Below are 20,316 nucleotides of genomic sequence, written 5' to 3'. Positions count from 1 at the left end.
ACTGGAAAAACGCTCTCAACGCCGGTTTCCGGGCTCCTGGGCCCGAATCACCCCGCCCTATCCCCGGCAGCTCATGCCTCCAATCAAAAAAGCGGCGCCTCTTTCAAGGCGCCGCTTCAATGGTTCGATTGTCGCTCTGCCCAGAGCGTGTCCAGATAAAGTGGATACCGCTTTATCGGTTCGGACACGCGACAAAACAAAGGTTTAGAGACAAGGATTTGATTCAATCAAATCCTGAACGGCTCTAGTGCGGCAGCGCCGCTCCAGTGTCGTCACCCTCAGCGGCAGGCACCGGCTTGGCATCATCCTCGAACGTCCACTCGATAGCCTGGGGCATCTCGACCAGCGCATGCTCGAGCACTTCGCCCATCCGGCTCACCGGCACAATCTCCAGACCTTCCTTGACGTTGTCCGGGATTTCCTTGAGGTCACGCACGTTCTCTTCGGGGATCAGCACCTTCTTGATGCCACCCCGCAGAGCCGCCAGCAGCTTCTCCTTGAGCCCGCCGATCGGCAACACCCGACCCCGCAGCGTGATCTCGCCGGTCATAGCCACATCGTGGCGCACGGGAATGCCCGTCATCACAGAAACAATGGCCGTAGCCATGCCGATACCTGCCGAGGGACCGTCCTTGGGCGTCGCCCCTTCAGGCACGTGCACGTGAATGTCTCGCTTGTCGAACAGCGGCGGCTTGATGCCGTATTCGAGCGCCCGGGCTCGCACATAGGTCGCCGCAGCCGAAATCGACTCCTTCATGACGTCCTTGAGGTTGCCCGTCACCGTCATCTTGCCCTTGCCCGGGCTCATGATGCCTTCGATGGTCAGCAATTCGCCGCCCACGGCAGTCCAGGCAAGTCCGGTCACCACGCCGACCTGCGGCTCGGCATCGATCTCACCATAACGGAACCGCGGAGCGCCGAGATATTCCTCGACCAGTTCAGGAGTGACGACAATCTTTTTCTTGCCGGTCAAAAGGATGTCCTTGACCGACTTGCGCATCAGATTGGCAATCTCGCGCTTGAGGTTACGCACACCGGCTTCACGGGTATAGCGCCGCGTCAGAAGCTGCAGGCTTTCGTCCGGCAGTTCGAACTCCTCGGCCTTGAGCCCATGTTCCTTTAGGGTTTCGGGCATAAGATGGCGGCGGGAGATTTCCCACTTTTCCTCGTCCGTGTACCCCGACAACCGGATGATCTCCATACGGTCGAGAAGCGGCCCTGGAATGTTGAGCGTGTTGGCCGTTGTCACGAACATCACGTCCGAGAGATCGAAATCGACTTCGAGGTAATGGTCGTTGAAGGTCGAGTTCTGCTCCGGATCGAGCACTTCGAGCAGCGCCGATGAGGGATCGCCCCGGAAATCCTGGCCCATCTTGTCGATCTCGTCGAGCAGGAACAACGGATTGGCTTTCCCGGCCTTCTTGAGCGACTGCACGATCTTGCCGGGCATGGACCCGATATAGGTCCGCCGGTGACCGCGGATTTCCGCTTCGTCGCGAACCCCACCCAGGCTCATGCGCACATATTCGCGCCCGGTCGCCTTGGCGATCGAACGGGCCAGCGAGGTCTTGCCGACGCCCGGAGGGCCGACAAGGCACAGGATCGGGCCTTTGAGCTTTCCGGTCCGGCTCTGGACCGCGAGATACTCGATGATGCGTTCCTTGACCTTTTCAAGGCCGTAGTGATCGCCTTCGAGTACGTCCTCGGCATATTTGAGGTCGCGCTTGACCTTGGATTTCTTGCCCCAGGGCAGGTTCAGCATCCAGTCGAGATAGTTGCGCACCACCGTGGCTTCCGCCGACATCGGGCTCATCTGCTTGAGCTTTTTCATTTCCGCGTCGGCTTTCTGCCGTGCTTCCTTGGAAAGCTTGGTCTTGGCGATGCGGTCCTCGAGCTCCTGAAGCTCGTTGGTGCCGTCCTCGCCGTCGCCCAGTTCGCGCTGGATCGCCTTCATCTGCTCATTCAGATAATATTCGCGCTGGGTCTTTTCCATCTGGCGCTTGACCCGGCTGCGGATACGCCGCTCGACCTGCAGAACCCCGATTTCGCCTTCCATAAGCCCCAGAACGCGCTCAAGGCGCTCGGTAACCGATGGGGTCGACAGAATGTCCTGCTTGTCCTGAATCTTGACCGCCAGATGGCTGGCAATCGTATCGGCGAGCTTGGAATGCTCTTCAATCTGAGTGACCGCAGCGACCACCTCGGACGAGATTTTCTTGTTGAGCTTGACGTAGTTCTCGAATTCGGTGACCGCCGAACGCGCCAGCGCCTCGGCTTCAACGGCGTCGTGCCCTTCGACCGGCAGCGCTTCGGCCTGTGCCTCGAAATAGTTCTCGGTCTGCACATAGTTCTCGATCCGGGCCCGATGCAGCCCTTCGACCAGAACCTTCACCGTTCCATCGGGCAGCTTCAGCAATTGCAGCACCGACGCGATCGTGCCGATCTCGTAGATGCCGTCGGGCTCCGGATCGTCTTCCTGCGCATTTTTCTGGGTGACCACCAGGATATGCTTATCCTCGCGCATCACCTCTTCAAGCGCGCGCACGGATTTTTCGCGCCCAACGAACAGCGGCACGATCATCGATGGAAACACCACGATGTCGCGCAGCGGCAGGACGGGGTACACCTTTTCGCGATCGAACTCGACTGCGGAAGTTTCGGTGTCGGACATGGACTATCCTTTCGTCGTTGCCGGACAGGGAGGAGGGATTCCGGCAACTTGTAGTGTGTTGCGCCCCAGTGTGCGCCTCACCCGTTAGGGATTGGCTAACTGAAACGACTCTTCGCCCCCTAAGATAGGGCAATAGCGCCGCTCTACAAGCGCGACGGCACAATTTCCCGTGCGCATATCAAAATGGCCGGCATGCGCTGGTAGCATGGGACCCGCACACCGGCCAAAAACACGTTACGCCAAACCCGCTTGCTAAAGCAGCGCGTCGTAATTGGCTTCGCAAAGCTCAAGCTGAGCGAGAAAACTTTCATCGTCTTCCATGGTCAGATCGTAGGCGCCGGCGTCAAAGACCGACCATATCTCGTCGACCTCTTCCTGCCGAAATCCATGATCTTCCAGCAGAACCGTGTCGATATCGGCTCCCAGGTCGAACGCGAGGTCCTCGTAATGCACCATGTCCTCGCTGCCTTCGTCGTAATAGTAGGATTCCTCGAAAAACAGCGCGCTGCACCAGATCGCCTGGATCAGGCTCTTGGGCAGATCCTGGACCAGCTTGGTCTGCGGCTGTGCGATGGCGCTTCCGGTACCGGCAAGGCCGAGAACAAGGGATAGTGGCAGCAAATAGCTGGAAAGTTTCATCAGTTCCGTCCCCTACCTTGGTTGGCGGGCCAAGCCGCACATGACCATAGCAAGCCACACGGCTCCCCGTAAACGTCATCGGCGTCCAATTCTTCAGCGAAAATAGCGGCGCCTCGCTGCCAAAGCAAAGGGCCCGGATCAACCGATCCGGGCCCTTCCTTTACCTTCCGGCTCTGCGCGATCAGGCGCCGGACTTCATGTCTTCCTTGGCACGCTCGGCGTAGATATAGAGCGGGCGCACGTCCTTGTTGTCCACGACTTCCTGGCTGATGACCACTTCCTCGACCCCTTCGAGCGAAGGCAGGTCGTACATGGTATCGAGCAGGATAGCTTCGAGGATCGAGCGCAGGCCGCGCGCGCCGGTCTTGCGGGCAATGGCCTGGCGGGCAACCGCCTTGAGCGCGTCCTCGTGGAACGTCAGCTGCACGTCTTCCATCTCGAACAGTCGAGCGTACTGGCGAACCAGGGCGTTCTTAGGCTCGGACAGGATCTGGACCAGGGCGTCCTCGTCGAGATCTTCCAGCGTAGCAATCACAGGCAGACGACCGATGAACTCGGGGATCAGCCCGAAGCGGACCATATCCTCGGGCTCGACTTCGGCAAGCACATCGCCGACCCGGCGGTCGTTGGGGTCCTTGACGCTGGCGGTAAACCCGATCGAGGAGTTTTCCCCGCGCGCTGCAATGACCTTTTCAAGCCCCGCAAAGGCGCCGCCACAGATGAACAGGATGTTGGTCGTGTCCACCTGCAGGAATTCCTGCTGTGGATGCTTGCGGCCACCCTGGGGCGGAACCGAAGCCACGGTGCCTTCCATGATTTTGAGCAGCGCCTGCTGCACGCCTTCGCCCGAAACGTCACGGGTGATCGAAGGATTGTCCGATTTGCGCGAGATCTTGTCGACCTCGTCGATATAGACAATCCCGCGCTGGGCCTTGTCGACATTGTAGTCAGCCGACTGCAGGAGCTTGAGGATGATATTTTCGACATCCTCGCCCACATAACCGGCTTCGGTCAGTGTTGTGGCATCCGCCATGGTGAACGGCACATCGAGAATGCGCGCCAGCGTCTGGGCCAGCAGCGTCTTGCCGCAACCGGTCGGACCGATCAAAAGGATATTGGACTTGGAAAGTTCCACATCCTGGTTCTTGGTCGCATGGTGCAGGCGCTTGTAATGGTTATGCACGGCCACCGAGAGCACGCGCTTTGCGCGCCGCTGGCCGATAACGTAATCGTCGAGCACTTTGCAGATATCGGCCGGGCTCGGCACGCCATCTGCGGACTTGACCATCGAGGTTTTCGATTCCTCGCGGATGATGTCCATGCACAACTCAACGCATTCATCGCAGATGAATACGGTGGGTCCGGCGATCAGCTTGCGGACTTCGTGTTGGGATTTCCCGCAGAACGAGCAGTACAGCGTGTTCTTTGAGGATTCTCCGCTCGAATTTTCCTTGGACATCTAGCAACTCCAGAAGCGTTGCAAACGCTTGGTTCAGTTTCGCCGATTCATGACGCTACCCGACGACGCGTGAACAATTTCTCACTCTGACCATAAAGATCGTTCCGCCGGGGCGCAATCGGCACGGACGCTTTCTCCAGCGCCCGTTGCACGTGTTCAATAAGGGGCGCTTACGCCCCACCTTCCGGCACTGCCCGCTTCTCATGAACGTGGTCGATAAGGCCGAGTTCCTTGGCCTCTTGCGGCGAAAGAAACTTGTCACGCTCGAGCAGGTCTTCGACCTGTTGATATTCGAGCCCCGAATGCTTCACGTAGATTTCATTGAGACGGCGCTTCAGATTCTCTGCTTCGCGGGCATGAATCATGATGTCGGTCACCTGCCCCTGATAGCCGCCCGAGGGCTGGTGCACCATCACGCGGGCATTGGGCAGCGCGCCGCGCATGTCTTTTTCGCCTGCGGTCAACAGCAGCGATCCCATCGACGCAGCCTGGCCCATGCACAGGGTCTGAACCTTGGGACGGATAAATTGCATCGTGTCGTAGATCGACAGACCCGCCGTCACCACCCCGCCGGGCGAGTTGATGTACATGGCGATTTCCTTCTTCGGATTTTCCGATTCGAGGAACAAAAGCTGCGCGACGATCACCGAGGCCATGTTGTCCTCGACGACTCCGGTCACGAAAATGATGCGCTCACGCAAGAGACGCGAATAGATATCGAAGGCGCGTTCGCCGCGATTGGACTGCTCGACCACCATCGGCACGAGCGTGTTCATGTATAGATCGACGGGATCTCGCATGTCTTGGGTAACTCCCCCGGAGAAAAGGATTCGGCTTGTCGGCCAGATAGCAAGCGATTGCTGCTTAAAGGACGGTTAAGCGTCACATAGGCTTGGCTGCGTTCAACTTCAATAGCAAGCCCAAGCATGGCCCTATTGTGGCGCATGCTTAATGCCCGCGGGCGTTCCACACGGTCAGGTAAAGCTCGTAGCCACACCCTTCTTGCGAAAATACGCCTGCATCAGCTTACGGCCCTGCCGGTTGGGCTGCGCCAGCTTGGAGGTTTCAAAGACCGCTTCCGCGACGCCCTCGCGCGCCATTGCCGCCTTGAGCGCTGCGATATGGAGGTCAATATCCTCATTGTCATTTTCCAGCGAGGTGTAGATGGCGTCTGTCGCCTGCGAAACTGTGATGTCACTCACGATATAGGGTCTCCAAGATTATCCCGCCCATACCTAAAGAAATTCTGGGCATGGGCAAGACCGGACCATAGGCATGGAGAAAATGCTGCAATAGGCTAACGCAAAAGCAACGAGGACTCCCGACCGATGGCAGCCATACTTCAGGTCCGACCGATCACCGATGTCCCCAACGGCCTTCGCGCCAGTGCCCAGCCATCCGATCCCGCCTTTTATCAAAACCCCTACCCGTTCTACGCTGCCCGCCAGGCATCCCATCCGGCATTCTTCTGGACCGAATTCGGCCATTGGTGTTTCGCCGATTTTCAGTCAGTAAGCGCCCTTCTGCGCGACCGCCGATTCGGGCGCGACATCCTGCATGTCGCCACGCGCGAGGAAATCGGCCTGCCCGAGCCACAGCCCCACACAGCCGATTTCGACCTCACCGAAAAATATTCGCTTCTCAACCTCGAACCCCCGGCGCACTCGCGGCTGCGTACGCTGGTCAATCGCGCCTTCGTCTCCCGGCAGGTCGAACTGCTGCGTCCGCGCATTGCCGATCTTGTCCACTCCATCATTGATGGGTTCGAGGACCATGGCAGCGTCGAGCTGATAAGGGCTTTCGCCGCCCCCATCCCTGCCATCGTCATCGCCGAAATGATCGGCCTTCCAGCCGAAATGGCGCCGCAACTGCTCGACTGGTCCAATCGGATGGTCCGCATGTACATGTTCGACGTCAGCCACGAGACCGAGCTGGACGCCAATCGCGCCTCCGCCGACTTCACTGCCTATCTACGCACGGTCATCGCCGAGCGGCGCAAGCGGCCACGCGAGGACCTCCTCAGCCACATGATCGCCGCCGAGCAGGGTGGTGAGCGCCTGAGCGAAGACGAAATGCTCTCGACCGCAATCCTGCTGCTCAACGCCGGACACGAAGCGACCGTCCACACCACCGGCAATGCCGTCAAGGCGATCCTCGAAAGCGGCTACGACCCGCGCATGCTGTTTGCCGACGACACCGCAACCGCCGCCACCGTCGAGGAAGCCCTGCGTTTCGATGCCCCGCTGCATATGTTCACCCGCTATGCCCTTGAGGATCTCGAGTACAACGGCATCCCATTGCGAAAAGGCGATGTGATCGGCCTGATGCTCGGGGCGGCCAACCGCGATCCGAGCCGCTTCACAAATCCCAACACCTTCGATCCGCTGCGTACCGACGGCGCCAATGTCAGCTTCGGCGCCGGCATCCATTTCTGCATTGGCGCGCCCCTCGCCCGCCTCGAAATGCAGATCGCCCTGAAGATCCTGTTCGAGCGCCTGCCCAGGCTGCACCTCTCGGCTCCGCCCCGCTACGCCGATGTCTATCACTTCCACGGCTTGGAGCGGCTGGACGTGAGTTGGTAGCGCGGCAACCGGTCACGCTGACGGCTCGTCGGGCGCATGAAAAAGTGGCGACATGTTCAGGTTCTTCCGTCATATCGCCATTTTCGAGGGCGTCACCACACTGGCCTTGTTTCTCGTGGCAATGCCGCTCAAATATCTTTTTGACACGCCCGGCCTCGTTCCGCCGGTGGGCATGATTCACGGCTGGGCATTCATCGCCTACATCGCAACCATGATTGTGGCCTTGTGGGGCATGGGCTTTACGCCCATCGAGTGGATGCGCACCACAATCGCCTCGTTCTTCCCCTTCGGGACATTTCTCAATGACCCGTTCCTCAGGCGCAAGCAGTCGGAGATGGAAGCCAACCGCACCTAAAAGGACGCGATGTCCCCCAGAACGCAGGGAATCATATCCGGCAGATCGTCGGCCATCATTCCCGGCTTGCCGAAACGCTGCGCCGCCCGTCCGTGAATATAAGCGCCGGCGCATGCAGCCTCAAAGCTGTCCATGCCCTGTGCCAGAAACCCGCCGATCAGCCCCGCCAGCACATCGCCCGCGCCAGCCGTTGCCAGCAACGGCGTCCCGGTCGTATTGACCACGCCCCGGCCCTGCGGATGCGCGATCACTGTGTCGGACCCTTTGAGCAGCACGATAGCGCCCGACCGCTCGGCCGCAGCCATCGCCATATCGGTCTTGGCTCCTTCAATCTCGCCGAACAGCCGCTTGAACTCCCCCGCATGCGGCGTCAGAACCACGCTTTCCGGCTTGCGTTTGCCAATGGCCGCAAACAGCGCATCGGACTGGTCGGCAAAACTCGTCAGCACGTCGGCGTCGAGCACCAGCCGCGCCTCGCTCTTGAGCGCCACCAGTACCATTTCCCGCGTCGACTTTCCGATACCGGCGCCCGGCCCGATCACCAGCGTGTTTTTTCGTCTGTCCTCGAGCAGTTCGCCCAGCGCCCCGGCATCTCCAGCCTCGGCCAGCATGATCGCCGTGAGGTGAACGGCATGCACCAGCAGCGCTTCGCGTTCACCCGCGATCGTCACAAGCCCCGCCCCGCTTCGCGCCGCTCCGAGCGCCGAAAGCCGGGCCGCCCCCGTGTGCAGCGCATCGCCCGATACCACGACGCAATGGCCCGCATCGAACTTGTGCCCATCCATTTTGCGGACAGGCAGGGTCCAAAGACGGGGGTCGTTTTCGTAGAGATTGATGTCGATCTCCGAGAGCACTGAATCGGGAATGCCGATATCGGCCAGCAGCAATTCACCGCACAAGGCGCCACCCGGCAACAGCAAATGACCGGGCTTGTGCCGGAAGAAGGTCACCGTCAGGTCCGCCTCGACCGCCACGCCACGTACCGCGCCTGTCTCGCCATCGATGCCACTGGGCATATCGACGGCCACCACCTGCGCCCCGCTCTCATTGATCGCCGCGACGAGTTCAGCCAGCTCGCCCTCGACGTCCCGCGACAGACCCGCACCGAGCAGGGCGTCGACAATGATACCGAAATCGTGACACATGCCGGGCGCAGCCGTCTCGATCGTTCCGCCCCACATGCGGGCCATCATCGCCGCATCGCCATCGAGATCGCTCTTGGAGCAGGTCAGGCCCACCCGTACCGGCCAGCCGCGTTCGGAAAGCAAGCGCGCGACCACGAAGCCGTCGCCGCCATTGTTGCCCGGCCCGCACAACACCAGCACCGGCTGCAGAGGAAACCTTCGTCCCACCTCATAGGCGACGGCCTGCCCCGCACTTTCCATCAAACTGAGCGAATTGACGCCGCTTTCGACCGCCAGCCTGTCGGTCATGGCCATCTGTCGTGGGGTCAGCAGATCCTGCACATCGACTCCGTAACGATCGGCAGCACCATTCCCCGACACGGCCTGCACTCACAAACAAATAGGGCCCCGCAAAGGTTGCGGAGCCCTATTCAAATAGCGAGTTCTGTGTCGATAACGTGGCCGTGATCGAAGCACAGTGGGGAAAAGTGACCTTGCACTTTCCGGCCCGGTCAGGCGCCCCCGCCAGCGACGATATCGTTAGTGATCGTGATCGCTGTCGATATCGAAGCCGTCTTCCCCTTCGCGGACCAGCTTGACGAGATCTTCGCGGCTGGTTTTCTTGTCCTTGACGTCAGCCAGCTCGACGACGAAATCGACGACCTTGTTCTCAAAGATCGGCGCGCGCAGGCCGGCAAGAGCGTTGGGATTCTTGCGGTAGTAGTCGTAAACCTGCTGCTCCTGGCCGGGGAAGCGCCGCACTTCGGCGATCAGCGCCTGCTGGTGCTCTTCGTCCGATACTGTGATCTCGTTGACATTGCCGATCTCGGCAACGACCAGCCCGAGGCGCACGCGGCGCTCGGCGATCTTCTTGTAGTCTTCCTGGGCCTTTTCCTCGGTCGTGCCTTCGGATTCGAAGGTCTTGCCGTGGTGTTCGACCTCATGCTTGACGCGATTCCAGATCGCATCGAACTCGGACTCGACCAGCTTGGCCGGCACGTCGAACTTGTGGCCCTCGTCCAGCGCGTCGAGAACGAGACGCTTAAGACGCTGTTGCGAAAGATTCTTGTTCTGGCCTTCGATCTGCTCGCGGATCGCCTTCTTGAGCGCTGCGAGATCCTCGAGACCCAGCGTCTTGGCGAACTCGTCATTGAGTTCCACATCGGCCTTGGGGCCATCCACATGGAGCACGTTCACGTCGAACTCGGCCTTTTTGCCGGCCAGTTCTTCGTTCTGATAGTCCTTGGGGAACGTGACCTTGACGGTCTTGTTGCCACCCTTCTTGACGCCAATCAGGCCCTCTTCAAAGCCCGGAATGAACTGGCCCGAACCGATGGTCAGGTGCGTATGGTCCGCCGAGCCGCCTTCAAAGGGTTCTCCGTCGATCTTGCCGACGAACGAAAGACCGACGCGGTCGCCATCTTCGACAACGCCATCGTCGCCCTTGTCCTCATACGGACGGTTCTGCTTGAAGAACTTTTCGACTTCTTCGTCGACTTCCTTGTCGGTCACTTCCACGACAGGCTTTTCGAGCTTGATGGTCTTGAAGTCCATCAGCGAAACCGGGGGAAGCACTTCGTAGGAGACCGAAAACGCCAGATCGCCTTCGCCGTCCAGCACGCGGTTGATGAGCGCCTGGTCTTCGCTGAGGTCGATTTCGGGCTGGGTCGCGGCCTTTTCCGAACGCTCTTCAAGCGTCTTGGAAACAGTCTCGTTGATCGAGTCCTGGAGCACTTCGCTCATCAGCGAGCGGCCATAAACCTTTTTCAGATGCGCGGTCGGCACCTTGCCGGGGCGAAAGCCCTTGATCTGCACCTTGCCCCGAACCTCGTCGAGCTTTTCGTCGAGTTTCGATGCGAGCGCCGTCGCCGGAATGGTCACATCGAGCTTGCGGCGCAGCCCTTCGTTCAGAGTTTCAGTTACGTTCATTTTGCGTATCGATCCCGTATTTTCGTAAATCGTGTTGGAAGCCGGCGCAGAATTTGGTGCGGGTGAGAGGAGTCGAACCTCCACGCCTTGCGGCGCTGGAACCTAAATCCAGTGCGTCTGCCAGTTCCGCCACACCCGCGTATCTCGTACGCCCGGCGTCGAGTTGGCACGCGTCCTAGCCCAACTTCTCATTGCAGTCAAAGCCTCATTGGTTTGAGGGCCGCGTTCCCTTGCGTTTGCGCGCGCCGCCATCCTGCTCCATGATGTGCGCCGACTGCCTCGGACCAATCGCGGCAAAGATGATTATTATTTGGGCACTTTGTCCATATTTTGCCCACCAAGGTCAAAGCAAGCATAACAAAATGCTTTCAGTTACCCTTTCAACCCTTTGTTTTCTAAACATCGAACGACGAAAAATTCCGGTTGGCACAACCCGTGCATTCAATGGGCCAACCGGTCCCGAACACGAGGAGACGTGGACATGAAAAAGATTGAGGCCATCGTCAAACCCTTCAAGCTCGATGAGGTCAAAGAGGCCTTGCAAGAGGTTGGTTTGCAAGGCATCACCGTGACGGAGGCCAAGGGATTCGGGCGTCAGAAGGGGCATACCGAGCTCTACCGAGGCGCCGAATACGTCGTCGATTTCCTGCCCAAGGTCAAAGTCGAGGTCGTGGTACCCGACCAGCTTGCCGACAAGGCGATCGAGGCGATCCGCAACGCGGCGCAGACCGGTCGCATTGGCGACGGCAAGATTTTCGTTTCGACGGTCGAACAGGCCATTCGAATCCGCACGGGCGAAAGCGGAGACGAAGCTCTATAGTCGGGCTTCGTGAAACCAAATCAGGCGCGCGACAAACTCCTCCCGGACTTTTTGCGCAGGCATAACTTCAAACACCACTAACTGGGGATCTATTATGAGCTCAGCAAACGATCTTATGAACAAGATCAAGGACGAAGGCATCAAATACGTTGACCTTCGCTTCACCGACCTGCGCGGCAAGCTTCAGCATGTCACCATGGACGCATCCGTCGTCGATGCCGACATGTTCGAAGAAGGCGTCATGTTCGACGGTTCCTCGATCGCTGGCTGGAAGGCCATCAACGAGTCCGACATGGTTCTGATGCCCGACAACGATTCGGCCTATGTCGATCCGTTCTTTTCGGCACCGACCCTTTGCGTGAACTGCGACATTCTCGAGCCGGCCACCTACCAGCCTTACAATCGCGACCCGCGCTCGATCGCCAAGAAGGCCGAGGCTTTCGTCAAAACCTCCGGCGTCGGCGATTTCGTCGGTTTCGGCCCTGAGCCCGAATTCTTCCTGTTCGACGATGTGAAATATTCGACCTCGACCTACAAGGTCGGTTTCCAGGTCGACTCTTCCGAACTCGGCTCCAATTCGGACGCCGACTACGAAGGCGGCAACACCGGCCACCACATCGCGCTCAAGAAGGGCTACTTCCCGGTTCCCCCGGTCGACAGCGCCCAGGACATCCGCGGTGAAATGCTCGAAGCCCTCGCCGCCATGGGCGTCGTTGTCGAAAAGCACCACCACGAAGTGGCCTCGGCCCAGCACGAGCTCGGCATCAAGTTCGCGCCGATGATCCAGGCCGCCGATCACGTCCTTCTCTACAAGTATGGCGTACAGCAGGTTGCCCAGTCCTACGGCAAGACCGCAACCTTTATGCCCAAGCCCGTCTACGGCGATAACGGCTCGGGCATGCACTGCCACCAGTCGATCTGGAAGGACGGCAAGCCGCTGTTTGCCGGCGACGAATATGCCGGCCTCTCGATGGAATGCCTCTATTACATCGGCGGCGTCATCAAGCACGCCAAGGCCATCAACGCCTTCACCAACCCGACCACCAACTCCTACAAGCGTCTGGTGCCGGGCTTTGAAGCCCCCGTTCTGCTGGCCTATTCGGCCCGCAACCGGTCCGCTTCGTGCCGCATTCCCTTCGGCCAGAGCCCCAAGTCCAAGCGCGTCGAAGTCCGCTTCCCCGATCCGCTTGCCAACCCCTACCTCGCCTTCACTGCCCTGCTCATGGCAGGCCTTGACGGCATCAAGAACAAGATCCACCCGGGCGACCCGATGGACAAGGATCTCTACGAGCTGCCCAAGGAAGAGCTCCAGGGCATCCCGACCGTTTCCGCCTCGCTGCGCGAAGCGCTGGAAAGCCTTTCGGCCGACCGCGACTTCCTCAAGGCCGGCGGCGTGATGGACGACGACTTCATCGACAGCTACATCGATCTCAAGATGGAAGAAGTCATCAAGTTCGAACACACTCCGCACCCCGTCGAGTACGAAATGTACTATTCGGCATAGAGCGTTCCCAGCAAAAGTGGACACCACTTTTGCTGTTCGGGAACGCGACAGGTCACAAGCCTGGCCGCCGCTTACCGCATACGAAAGGGCTCCTGCGGGAGCCCTTTTTATTTGGCTGCGCCCATGCCTCCACCTCCCGGTTTGTTGATCGTCCTGCCATCCACGACGCCCCAGAAAAGCCAATCTTGCCGCACACATCGCCCCTCCAGGGTTCACTGGTGCGCGGGGCGTTCATTCCATGACAAATCCAACCTTCATCCGGCTCACCGGGGTGCTCGCCATTGCCGCTGCGCTGTCTCTTCCCCAAACCGTTTCTGCACAGGAAATGGCCGTTCCCGCCCGCCTGACGACTGTACTGGACGCGGCGCAGGCCCTCGAACCCCTCCGCACCGTCACGGTTTCCCTCGACGGCGAGATCATCGCCGATCGCGGCTATAACGGTTACACCTCCAGCGACCCCGCAAACATCAAATCGGCCTCCAAGGTCATCGTCACCACCCTGGTCGGCATCGCAGTCGACAAGGGCCTCCTTGAAGGTCCCGACCAGTCGGTCGCCGACCTGCTTGCCGACGATGTTCCCGCCGACCCCGATCCGCGGATAAATGAAATCACCCTGAGCCACCTCATGTCGATGCAGGCGGGTCTAGAGGCGACGTCCGGCGCCAATTACGGACGCTGGATCGCAAGCTCCAATTGGGTGCGCTCTGCCCTCGCCCAACCCTTTGTTGCAGAGCCGGGCGGCCCCATGATCTATTCGACGGGCTCCACTCATTTGCTCTCGGCCATTTTGACCAATGTGGGCGGTGCCTCCACCCGCCAGCTTGCCCGCGACTGGCTTGGCCCCGTCGAAGGCTTTACCATCAGCGGTTGGCATCAGGATCCCCAGGGCATCTATCTCGGCGGCAATGAACTCGCCATGCCCCCGCTCTCGCTCCTTGCCTTCGGGGAAATGATCCGAAATGGCGGCGTTGCTCAAGATGGCGAAAGGGTCGTCTCGGAAGGCTGGATCGACCAGTCCTGGCAACAGCGCACCACCTCGCGTTTTGGCGGGCACGGATATGGCTATGGATGGTTCCTCACCGAACTGGCCGGCTATGATGTCGACTACGCCTGGGGCTATGGCGGGCAGATGCTCTACATAGTGCCCGACCTTGGCCTGACCGTCGTCATGACCTCCGATCCCAACAGCCCGTCAGGCGGCAACGGCTACCGCGATCGCCTCCACGACCTGCTTGCCGACATCATCGCGGCATTTACCGCAGACGACGAACACGAATAACCGCCATATTATATCGGATATCTTTAATTTGCCCGGATGGATCCATTTTCTCCTCTTGCTAACTTCAAAATGTACGGACTGTTTCGTACACGCAAGCGGCCGGTCTTCGGGTGGGCCTATAGCGCGTCCAGCAAAGCCATGTCCCAGACCCGATCGGGGATGGAAACGGTTTTGCGGTTCGGACGCGCGAGGAAACAAGGACTTAGATCAAACCCGCGATTCGAAAACCCGAAGGGCCGCGCAAGCGAAAAGCGGACTTGATCTAGGAACAACCGCGGGCCGACGACATAAACGAGTTGCGCGCCATTTCCGCCGACAAATTCCTCGACCTCGAAGGCGTCCGCTTCGGCATCGACATCGATGGCGACGCCCTGCCCGAGCCGGCATGGACGGCCTTCGAGAACGGGAACTTTACCGATGGGCCATGGTCATCGGCTTCACAAAACAAGTTCGATATCGACACCGTCGATACCATGGAGTGACCCAACCATAAGGCCGTGCAGATCGTTCACGAACAGCGCGTGAACCGGTAGCGGCGTGGTCCGGCCCGGCATTTGCGCGCGGGGCCGGTCTCCTCAAACCCCCATCGCGGCAAAGAACCCCTCAGGGTCATCCGCCTCGATCAGTCTCCCCTTTTCGATCACCAGAAACCGGTTGGAAACCTCGCGCACAAAGGTGCGATCGTGCGACACCAGTACGCAACTGGCATCATGTTGGATAATTTCTCCAGCAAGTGCCTCTTGCCCGGCGATATCGATATGGTTCGTCGGTTCGTCCAGCAGGTAGAAATTGGGCTCCATCAGACGAAGCGCCAGCAGTCCAAGCCTCGCTTTTTGGCCGTGGGACAGAAGGGCACCGGATGTCCTGTGAGCATCAGGGTCAATTCCAGCAGCTGCAAGCAGGCTCCGCGTGCGTTGATCGCCCTGCCCCAGCGCCGATATGAAGTCGAACGGGCTGAGCTTTTCTGGCACGATATCGAGGGCCTGATCCATATATCCGACCACAAGGCTGGGCGTCGCCCTTATACCGGCAATGCTTTCTCCGCCCATCAGAACGCGCCGCAGCATCCTGACAAGGCTGGTCTTGCCAGTCCCGTTGCGCCCCAGAAGGACGATTCTATCGCCTTGAAAGATATGCAGTTTCGGGATCGAAAACAGCTTTCTTCCGTCTGGCGCCGTCACCGTCAGCTCCTCGATCGAAACCAGAACCTTGGCGTGCGTGCCGCGATTGGCCAGACGGATGTCTCCGCTCCGCTCTTTGTGTAGCACCTTGGCCTGCGCCTCGATTTTCTCAGCCCGCTGGCGAAGCTGCTTCTGCTTTTTCTGCAAAAGATCGCTGCCCGAGTTGATGCCGATGTTTTTCAGCTTGGCCGATTGCTGCCGCAGCTGGCTGGCCTCTTTCAAGTCGCGTTCGCGTTTCACCGCATCGCTGGCATCTTCCTGGGCCAGCGCTTCCCGCGCCCGGCTGTACGGCAAGGGAAAATACCGCGAAGTCTCGGGTCGCAGGAACAATGTGCGATTGGTCACCGCATCGAGAAAACTCCGGTCGTGGCTCGCCATGATGACCGGCACATCGCCGACTCCAGCGAACCATTGTTCCAGCAACGCGATTTTTTCGAGATCGAGGTGGTTGGTCGGCTCATCGAGCACCAGAATATCGGGATCGGACACCCATGCCCGCATCAGCAGCATCAGCCTCTGCCACCCCCCGCTCAGGGCCCGCACCGGCAAACTGCGTATATCCTCGGGCGTGGAAAGCGTATCGAGCACCACATCGACCCGCCAGCTTTCGCTCTCCAGCGTTGCCGTATCGAGCCCTGTGGCAACCGCATCGAAGAGGCTGAAATCAAACAGCTGTTCGGGAACGACCTGTGGCACCATCCCGATCCGCGCTCCGCGCGAGAGCGTGACATCGCCACGCGTCAGTTCATTCTCGCCGACAAGGCATTTGAGCAGCGTCGTCTTGCCGGCTCCATTCCCGGCCACGATCCCGACCCGGTCGCCAGACCCGATCGTAAAAGTCAAATCGTTGAAAAGATTGGCTTTTGCCGTGTAGCCGGCGGATTTGAGGGCAATCATCGTCATTTCAGTCTCGAATATCCGGGGCGGCGCAAGCCACCCAATTCTGCCAGACCGCATAGCCTAATGCGGTCGCGATCAGGGCAGACCCGTACGGAATTCGAATATGAAATGTCCGGTGACGGTCAGCCCTGCAACGTCTGCTGCAGGGCGCAAACAGGGCCACGCTGACGATGGTGACGCCAAATCTCTATCACGCAGCCCTCCTTTCAGTTCTCGAGATAACAAACTATGCACCAGCCCGGCGGGCCCGTGCAAGACTCAGTTCGCCGTGCGCGGCGCGTATTTTTCCGCGAGCATCATCGCCGCTTTGCGGTCGATATCGGCATACTGTAACACGCTGTCGGTGAGATACCCCTGGGCTTCCATCAGCACACCATGCGCTTCAATGATCGCCCGGGCGTGGATCGGCTTGAGCGTCGCCCGGTAGTCGCGCGGCTCCGCATTTTTCCCGCTGGCCTTGTGCGTTTCCGCTAGGAGGCCGGCGGCAGTCTTCAAACTCTGTTCGGTCACGGGAATCTTCATATGCGCCGCCAGCGCCTTGAGTTCCTTGATCGGATCGGACCGCATGTCCTCAAACCGGATGGCATGAACCTCGGGCTGCCGCTTGCCGATCCAACTCGCCACGTTCTGGCTCCACGATCCCTGCGGCTCGGACACGCGCGTCACGCCACCCCGCACCCGCCGGTCGACGGTCATCATCGCCTCGATGACCCGCATGGGCTGCATGCCGCTTGCATCGACAAGCGCAGCGGCCACATCGAGCGGCGAGCGCACGATATAGGTTCCGCCGATGGAAACCTTGGTGTTAAAGGTCGGATGCCCGAAAAACGTACCGCGCACCGCGTGTGTCCGCACCACCGGCAAGCCCCTTGTATCGCGAGAAAGCAGCTCATGCACATGCGGGCGCGCTGCCGCCACTTCTTCTTCCGCCAGGCTGTCAGCGTCCTTGCCCGTCACTTCCTTATAGAACCGGCCATGGGAATCGAGCGGTATGATATTGTCGATGTTGCGCATATCGATCCGCTTGGGCGGATTGGGCTGACCCAGCGCGATCATCAGGAAAATGGCCGACCGCACCCAATTGCCGCCCGAGCGCGGGTAGGACGCGACGAAATAGAGCGGACGGATGGGTTTGGCCTGTTGATCGGACACTGCGGACTCCTGAGGGCTGTCCGCATTTAGTTATCCGCCGCGCAAGGCACGCGCAACCGCGCGGCGGCATCAGGCGAGAAAAAATACGGTCGCCAGTCCCGGCACCAGGACGATTCTGGGAAGGGAAAGGTGGGCAAGCCGGTACGCAGAACTCTTCAATCCGGCCTGCAGCCACCTGAACACTTCGTGCCCTGACCCGGACGCCTGATACGCGGCGCCTTGGACAATTCGTGCACGCATACGGCAACTCCAAACACATGAACCGTATGAACAATTTTTATCGCAAGGGACTTAAAAAAGTGCTGATGAAGGGCAAACCGAACGTAAACCGGCCGACGATTTCGTGCGCCGAAACTGTCCCAGGATGAGAATGCCACCGCCGGTAAAAGTTGCGCGAATGAGAGATCAATCCTGTTGAAACACCTTGGAATCTGTGGTGTTTCCGCTCATACAAGCCGCCATATGATAGACCGGAATATCACCTGATTCGTCCGGCAAGAATTTTGAGGCCCATGACCGACGACAACGATCTTTTTGGCGTCACGCCCCCCCAGCCGGCCGCCGAGCCGCAGCGCCCCGCCCCGGCGCGCGCGCCAGCGCCGTCAGGATCCTACACGGCTGCCGATATCGAGGTGCTCGAAGGTCTCGAGCCGGTGCGGCGCCGGCCGGGCATGTATGTGGGCGGAACCGACGCCAACGCGTTGCACCATCTGTTCGCCGAAGTCATCGACAACTCGATGGACGAAGCGATAGGCGGCCACGCCAACCGCATCGAGGTTCACCTGGGCGAGGATGGTTATGTCACAGTGACCGACAATGGCCGCGGCATCCCCGTCGACGCCCACCCCAAGCGCCCGCATTTGTCGGCGCTCGAAGTCATAATGACCACCCTCCACGCTGGCGGAAAGTTCGACTCCAAAGCCTATGAAACCTCGGGCGGGCTGCATGGCGTCGGCGTCTCGGTCGTCAACGCGCTGACCGACGACCTGACCGTCGAAGTCGCGCTCGATCAGACCCTTTACCGGCAGACCTATTCGCGCGGCAAGCCGACCTCGCAGCTCGAAAACTTGGGCCGCGTCAACAACCGGCGCGGAACCACCATCCGGTTTCACCCCGACGCCCAGATTTTCGGCAATTCGGCGCGCTTCAGCCCCGATCGCCTGTTTCGCATGACCCGCGCCAAGGCCTATCTCTTTGGCGGCGTCGAGATCCGTTGGTCGTGCGACGACGCGCTTGCCACCGACGACGTGCCGGCAAGGGCCGTTTTCCATTTCCCCGGCGGCCTTCGCGATTTCATCGAACGCAGGATCGAGGGAAAGACCCGAATTCTCGACGACATCTTTTCGGGCAAGACCGGCAAGCCCGGCGGCCACGGATCTGTCGAATGGGCCATCTCTTGGTACATCGGCGACAGTTTCACCTCGTCCTATTGCAACACGGTTCCCACTCCCGACGGCGGCACCCACGAATCCGGCCTGCGCACCGCCCTGCTCCGCGGCCTGAAAAACTACGCCGAGATGACCGGCAACAAGCGCGCATCGGTCATCACCTCCGAAGACGTCCTGGGCCATTGCGGCTCGATGCTCTCCGTCTTTGTCCGCGAACCGGAATTCGTGGGCCAGACCAAGGACAAGCTTGCCTCTGGCGAAGCGACCCGCATCGTCGACAACGCCATTCGCGACGCCTTCGACCATTGGCTGACCGCCTCGCCGAACCAGGCCAATAAACTCCTCGAATGGACCATCGAACGCGCCGAGGACCGCCTGCGCCGTCGCAAGGAAAAGGAAATCGACCGCAAATCGGCGACCCGCAAGCTGCGCCTGCCCGGCAAGCTCGCCGATTGCAGCCAGTCGGCCGCCCAGGGCGCGGAGCTGTTCATCGTCGAAGGCGACAGCGCCGGCGGCAGCGCCAAGCAGGCGCGCGACCGCGCCAGCCAGGCCGTGCTCCCCCTGCGCGGCAAGGTGCTCAATGTCGCCGGAGCCAGCCGCGACAAGCTCGCCGCCAACCAGCAGATCGCCGATCTGTTGCAGGCGCTTGGCGTAGGCACGCGCGACAAATACCGCGAAGACGACCTGCGCTACGACAAGATCATCATCATGACCGACGCCGACGTCGACGGCGCCCATATCGCCTCGCTCCTGATGACTTTCTTTTATCAGGAACTGCCAAAACTGATCGAGGGCGGCCATCTCTTTTTGGCCCTGCCGCCCCTCTATCGCTTGTCGCAGGGGGCCAAGACGGCCTACGCCATGGACGATGCCCATCGGATAAAACTGATGGAGGAAGAATTCACCGGGCGCGGCAAGGTCGAAGTCACCCGCTTCAAGGGCCTCGGCGAAATGCCACATGCGCACTTGAAAGAAACCACAATGAACCCCAAGTCGAGAACGTTGCTTGAGGTTCGCGTTGTATCGGACCGTGCGGAAACCACCGACACAGTCGACAGGCTCATGGGAAACAAGCCCGAAGCCCGCTTCGAATTCATTTCCGAAAAAGCGGCCTTCGTGACCGATGTCGACGTTTGATTGCGCGCGATGGATCGGCCATTAATCTTGATGGCCAAATCAAGATTGACTTGAAACCAAGGTAGTTTATGGTCCCGCTCGTCAGAGGCCATACCCGTTCGCTTGCACGCCCGCGTGCAGGTTTGAGCAAAGTGTGGATGAAAGTGTACCGCTGGCGACACGTCGAGAAAGAATGAACCGGCAACCCGCCTCACTC

General features: G+C 59.8%; 16 protein-coding genes and 1 tRNA gene. 7 read left to right on the top strand and 10 right to left on the bottom strand.

The genetic code is table 11. From position 1 onward, the window contains the following. Positions 1 to 244 precede the first annotated feature (244 nt). From lon to ACP148_RS07575, 5 genes are all read right to left on the bottom strand, one after another. Positions 245 to 2,671: an endopeptidase La gene (gene lon / locus ACP148_RS07595; RefSeq protein ID WP_421950328.1), complete on the bottom strand. Its 2,427-nt coding sequence runs from the start codon at positions 2,669 to 2,671 to the stop codon at positions 245 to 247. A gap of 252 nt (positions 2,672 to 2,923) precedes the next feature. Next, entirely contained in the window at positions 2,924 to 3,310 is a 387-nt protein-coding gene (locus ACP148_RS07590) for a hypothetical protein (protein WP_421950327.1), read from the bottom strand. A gap of 181 nt (positions 3,311 to 3,491) precedes the next feature. Next, positions 3,492 to 4,769: an ATP-dependent Clp protease ATP-binding subunit ClpX gene (gene clpX / locus ACP148_RS07585; RefSeq protein ID WP_421950326.1), complete on the bottom strand. Its 1,278-nt coding sequence runs from the start codon at positions 4,767 to 4,769 to the stop codon at positions 3,492 to 3,494. Positions 4,770 to 4,939: 170 nt separating this feature from the next. Beyond that, positions 4,940 to 5,569 carry an ATP-dependent Clp protease proteolytic subunit gene (locus ACP148_RS07580; protein WP_264224146.1) on the bottom strand — a complete coding sequence of 210 codons (630 nt, stop codon included), beginning with the start codon at positions 5,567 to 5,569 and terminating at the stop codon, positions 4,940 to 4,942. A 174-nt stretch (positions 5,570 to 5,743) separates the two neighbouring features. Then, positions 5,744 to 5,971, bottom strand: coding sequence for a hypothetical protein (locus ACP148_RS07575; protein ID WP_421950325.1), 228 nt, complete (start codon positions 5,969 to 5,971; stop codon positions 5,744 to 5,746). A 126-nt stretch (positions 5,972 to 6,097) separates the two neighbouring features. On the opposite strand from ACP148_RS07575, the gene ACP148_RS07570 reads away from it, so the two are divergent. Together ACP148_RS07570 and ACP148_RS07565 are read left to right on the top strand one after the other, a co-directional pair. Further along, positions 6,098 to 7,351 carry a cytochrome P450 gene (locus ACP148_RS07570; protein WP_421950324.1) on the top strand — a complete coding sequence of 418 codons (1,254 nt, stop codon included), beginning with the start codon at positions 6,098 to 6,100 and terminating at the stop codon, positions 7,349 to 7,351. 52 nt (positions 7,352 to 7,403) lie between these two features. Further along, entirely contained in the window at positions 7,404 to 7,706 is a 303-nt protein-coding gene (locus ACP148_RS07565) for a DUF3817 domain-containing protein (protein ID WP_421950323.1), read from the top strand. Here the strand turns inward: ACP148_RS07565 and ACP148_RS07560 are convergent. The 3 genes from ACP148_RS07560 to ACP148_RS07550 form a co-directional block, all read right to left on the bottom strand. Continuing rightward, a complete protein-coding gene (locus ACP148_RS07560; RefSeq protein ID WP_421950322.1) occupies positions 7,703 to 9,172 on the bottom strand; it encodes an NAD(P)H-hydrate dehydratase in 1,470 nt (489 codons plus the stop codon). The genes ACP148_RS07565 and ACP148_RS07560 overlap by 4 nt on opposite strands. A gap of 198 nt (positions 9,173 to 9,370) precedes the next feature. Further along, the gene (gene tig, locus ACP148_RS07555; protein ID WP_421950321.1) at positions 9,371 to 10,759 is read right to left on the bottom strand and encodes a trigger factor; all 1,389 of its coding nucleotides are present in this window, start codon (positions 10,757 to 10,759) and stop codon (positions 9,371 to 9,373) included. A gap of 54 nt (positions 10,760 to 10,813) precedes the next feature. Then, positions 10,814 to 10,898, bottom strand: a tRNA-Leu gene (locus ACP148_RS07550). A gap of 342 nt (positions 10,899 to 11,240) precedes the next feature. Between ACP148_RS07550 and ACP148_RS07545 the strand changes: the two genes are divergently transcribed. The 4 genes from ACP148_RS07545 (at position 11,241) to ACP148_RS07530 (ending at position 14,844) form a co-directional block, all read left to right on the top strand. Then, positions 11,241 to 11,579: a P-II family nitrogen regulator gene (locus ACP148_RS07545; RefSeq protein ID WP_014130680.1), complete on the top strand. Its 339-nt coding sequence runs from the start codon at positions 11,241 to 11,243 to the stop codon at positions 11,577 to 11,579. Between the two features lie 94 nt (positions 11,580 to 11,673). After that, the gene (glnA, locus tag ACP148_RS07540; RefSeq protein ID WP_421950320.1) at positions 11,674 to 13,083 is read left to right on the top strand and encodes a type I glutamate--ammonia ligase; all 1,410 of its coding nucleotides are present in this window, start codon (positions 11,674 to 11,676) and stop codon (positions 13,081 to 13,083) included. A 238-nt stretch (positions 13,084 to 13,321) separates the two neighbouring features. Continuing rightward, positions 13,322 to 14,362, top strand: coding sequence for a serine hydrolase domain-containing protein (locus ACP148_RS07535; protein WP_421950319.1), 1,041 nt, complete (start codon positions 13,322 to 13,324; stop codon positions 14,360 to 14,362). Positions 14,363 to 14,658: 296 nt separating this feature from the next. Next, positions 14,659 to 14,844 (top strand): hypothetical protein, encoded by a 186-nt coding sequence (locus ACP148_RS07530; protein WP_421950318.1) that lies wholly within the window; start codon positions 14,659 to 14,661, stop codon positions 14,842 to 14,844. 93 nt (positions 14,845 to 14,937) lie between these two features. On the opposite strand, the gene ACP148_RS07525 is transcribed toward ACP148_RS07530, so the two are convergent. Both ACP148_RS07525 and ACP148_RS07520 read right to left on the bottom strand, forming a co-directional pair. Further along, positions 14,938 to 16,446, bottom strand: coding sequence for an ABC-F family ATP-binding cassette domain-containing protein (locus ACP148_RS07525; protein ID WP_421950317.1), 1,509 nt, complete (start codon positions 16,444 to 16,446; stop codon positions 14,938 to 14,940). 255 nt (positions 16,447 to 16,701) lie between these two features. After that, positions 16,702 to 17,595 carry a sulfotransferase domain-containing protein gene (locus tag ACP148_RS07520; protein WP_421950316.1) on the bottom strand — a complete coding sequence of 298 codons (894 nt, stop codon included), beginning with the start codon at positions 17,593 to 17,595 and terminating at the stop codon, positions 16,702 to 16,704. 512 nt (positions 17,596 to 18,107) lie between these two features. Between ACP148_RS07520 and parE the strand changes: the two genes are divergently transcribed. Then, the gene (parE, locus tag ACP148_RS07515) at positions 18,108 to 20,120 is read left to right on the top strand and encodes a DNA topoisomerase IV subunit B (RefSeq protein WP_421950315.1); all 2,013 of its coding nucleotides are present in this window, start codon (positions 18,108 to 18,110) and stop codon (positions 20,118 to 20,120) included. Positions 20,121 to 20,316 lie beyond the last annotated feature (196 nt).

The organism is Pelagibacterium sp., assembly GCF_965249125.1.
Classification (GTDB): Bacteria; Pseudomonadota; Alphaproteobacteria; order Rhizobiales; family Devosiaceae; genus Pelagibacterium.
The sequence above is the reverse complement of the archived record's forward strand: the minus strand, read 5'-3'. Positions and strand labels throughout refer to the sequence as shown.

What these genes read in the sequence shown, in the direction of transcription:
- lon (WP_421950328.1), bottom strand. Translation starts at nt 2,671, where the DNA reads ATGTCCGACACCGAAACTTCCGCAGTCGAGTTCGATCGCGAAAAGGTG.
- ACP148_RS07545 (WP_014130680.1), top strand. Translation starts at nt 11,241, where the DNA reads ATGAAAAAGATTGAGGCCATCGTCAAACCCTTCAAGCTCGATGAGGTC.
- ACP148_RS07580 (WP_264224146.1), bottom strand. Translation starts at nt 5,569, where the DNA reads ATGCGAGATCCCGTCGATCTATACATGAACACGCTCGTGCCGATGGTG.
- ACP148_RS07570 (WP_421950324.1), top strand. Translation starts at nt 6,098, where the DNA reads ATGGCAGCCATACTTCAGGTCCGACCGATCACCGATGTCCCCAACGGC.
- clpX (WP_421950326.1), bottom strand. Translation starts at nt 4,769, where the DNA reads ATGTCCAAGGAAAATTCGAGCGGAGAATCCTCAAAGAACACGCTGTAC.
- glnA (WP_421950320.1), top strand. Translation starts at nt 11,674, where the DNA reads ATGAGCTCAGCAAACGATCTTATGAACAAGATCAAGGACGAAGGCATC.
- parE (WP_421950315.1), top strand. Translation starts at nt 18,108, where the DNA reads ATGACCGACGACAACGATCTTTTTGGCGTCACGCCCCCCCAGCCGGCC.
- ACP148_RS07535 (WP_421950319.1), top strand. Translation starts at nt 13,322, where the DNA reads ATGACAAATCCAACCTTCATCCGGCTCACCGGGGTGCTCGCCATTGCC.
- ACP148_RS07525 (WP_421950317.1), bottom strand. Translation starts at nt 16,446, where the DNA reads ATGACGATGATTGCCCTCAAATCCGCCGGCTACACGGCAAAAGCCAAT.
- ACP148_RS07590 (WP_421950327.1), bottom strand. Translation starts at nt 3,310, where the DNA reads ATGAAACTTTCCAGCTATTTGCTGCCACTATCCCTTGTTCTCGGCCTT.
- ACP148_RS07565 (WP_421950323.1), top strand. Translation starts at nt 7,404, where the DNA reads ATGTTCAGGTTCTTCCGTCATATCGCCATTTTCGAGGGCGTCACCACA.
- tig (WP_421950321.1), bottom strand. Translation starts at nt 10,759, where the DNA reads ATGAACGTAACTGAAACTCTGAACGAAGGGCTGCGCCGCAAGCTCGAT.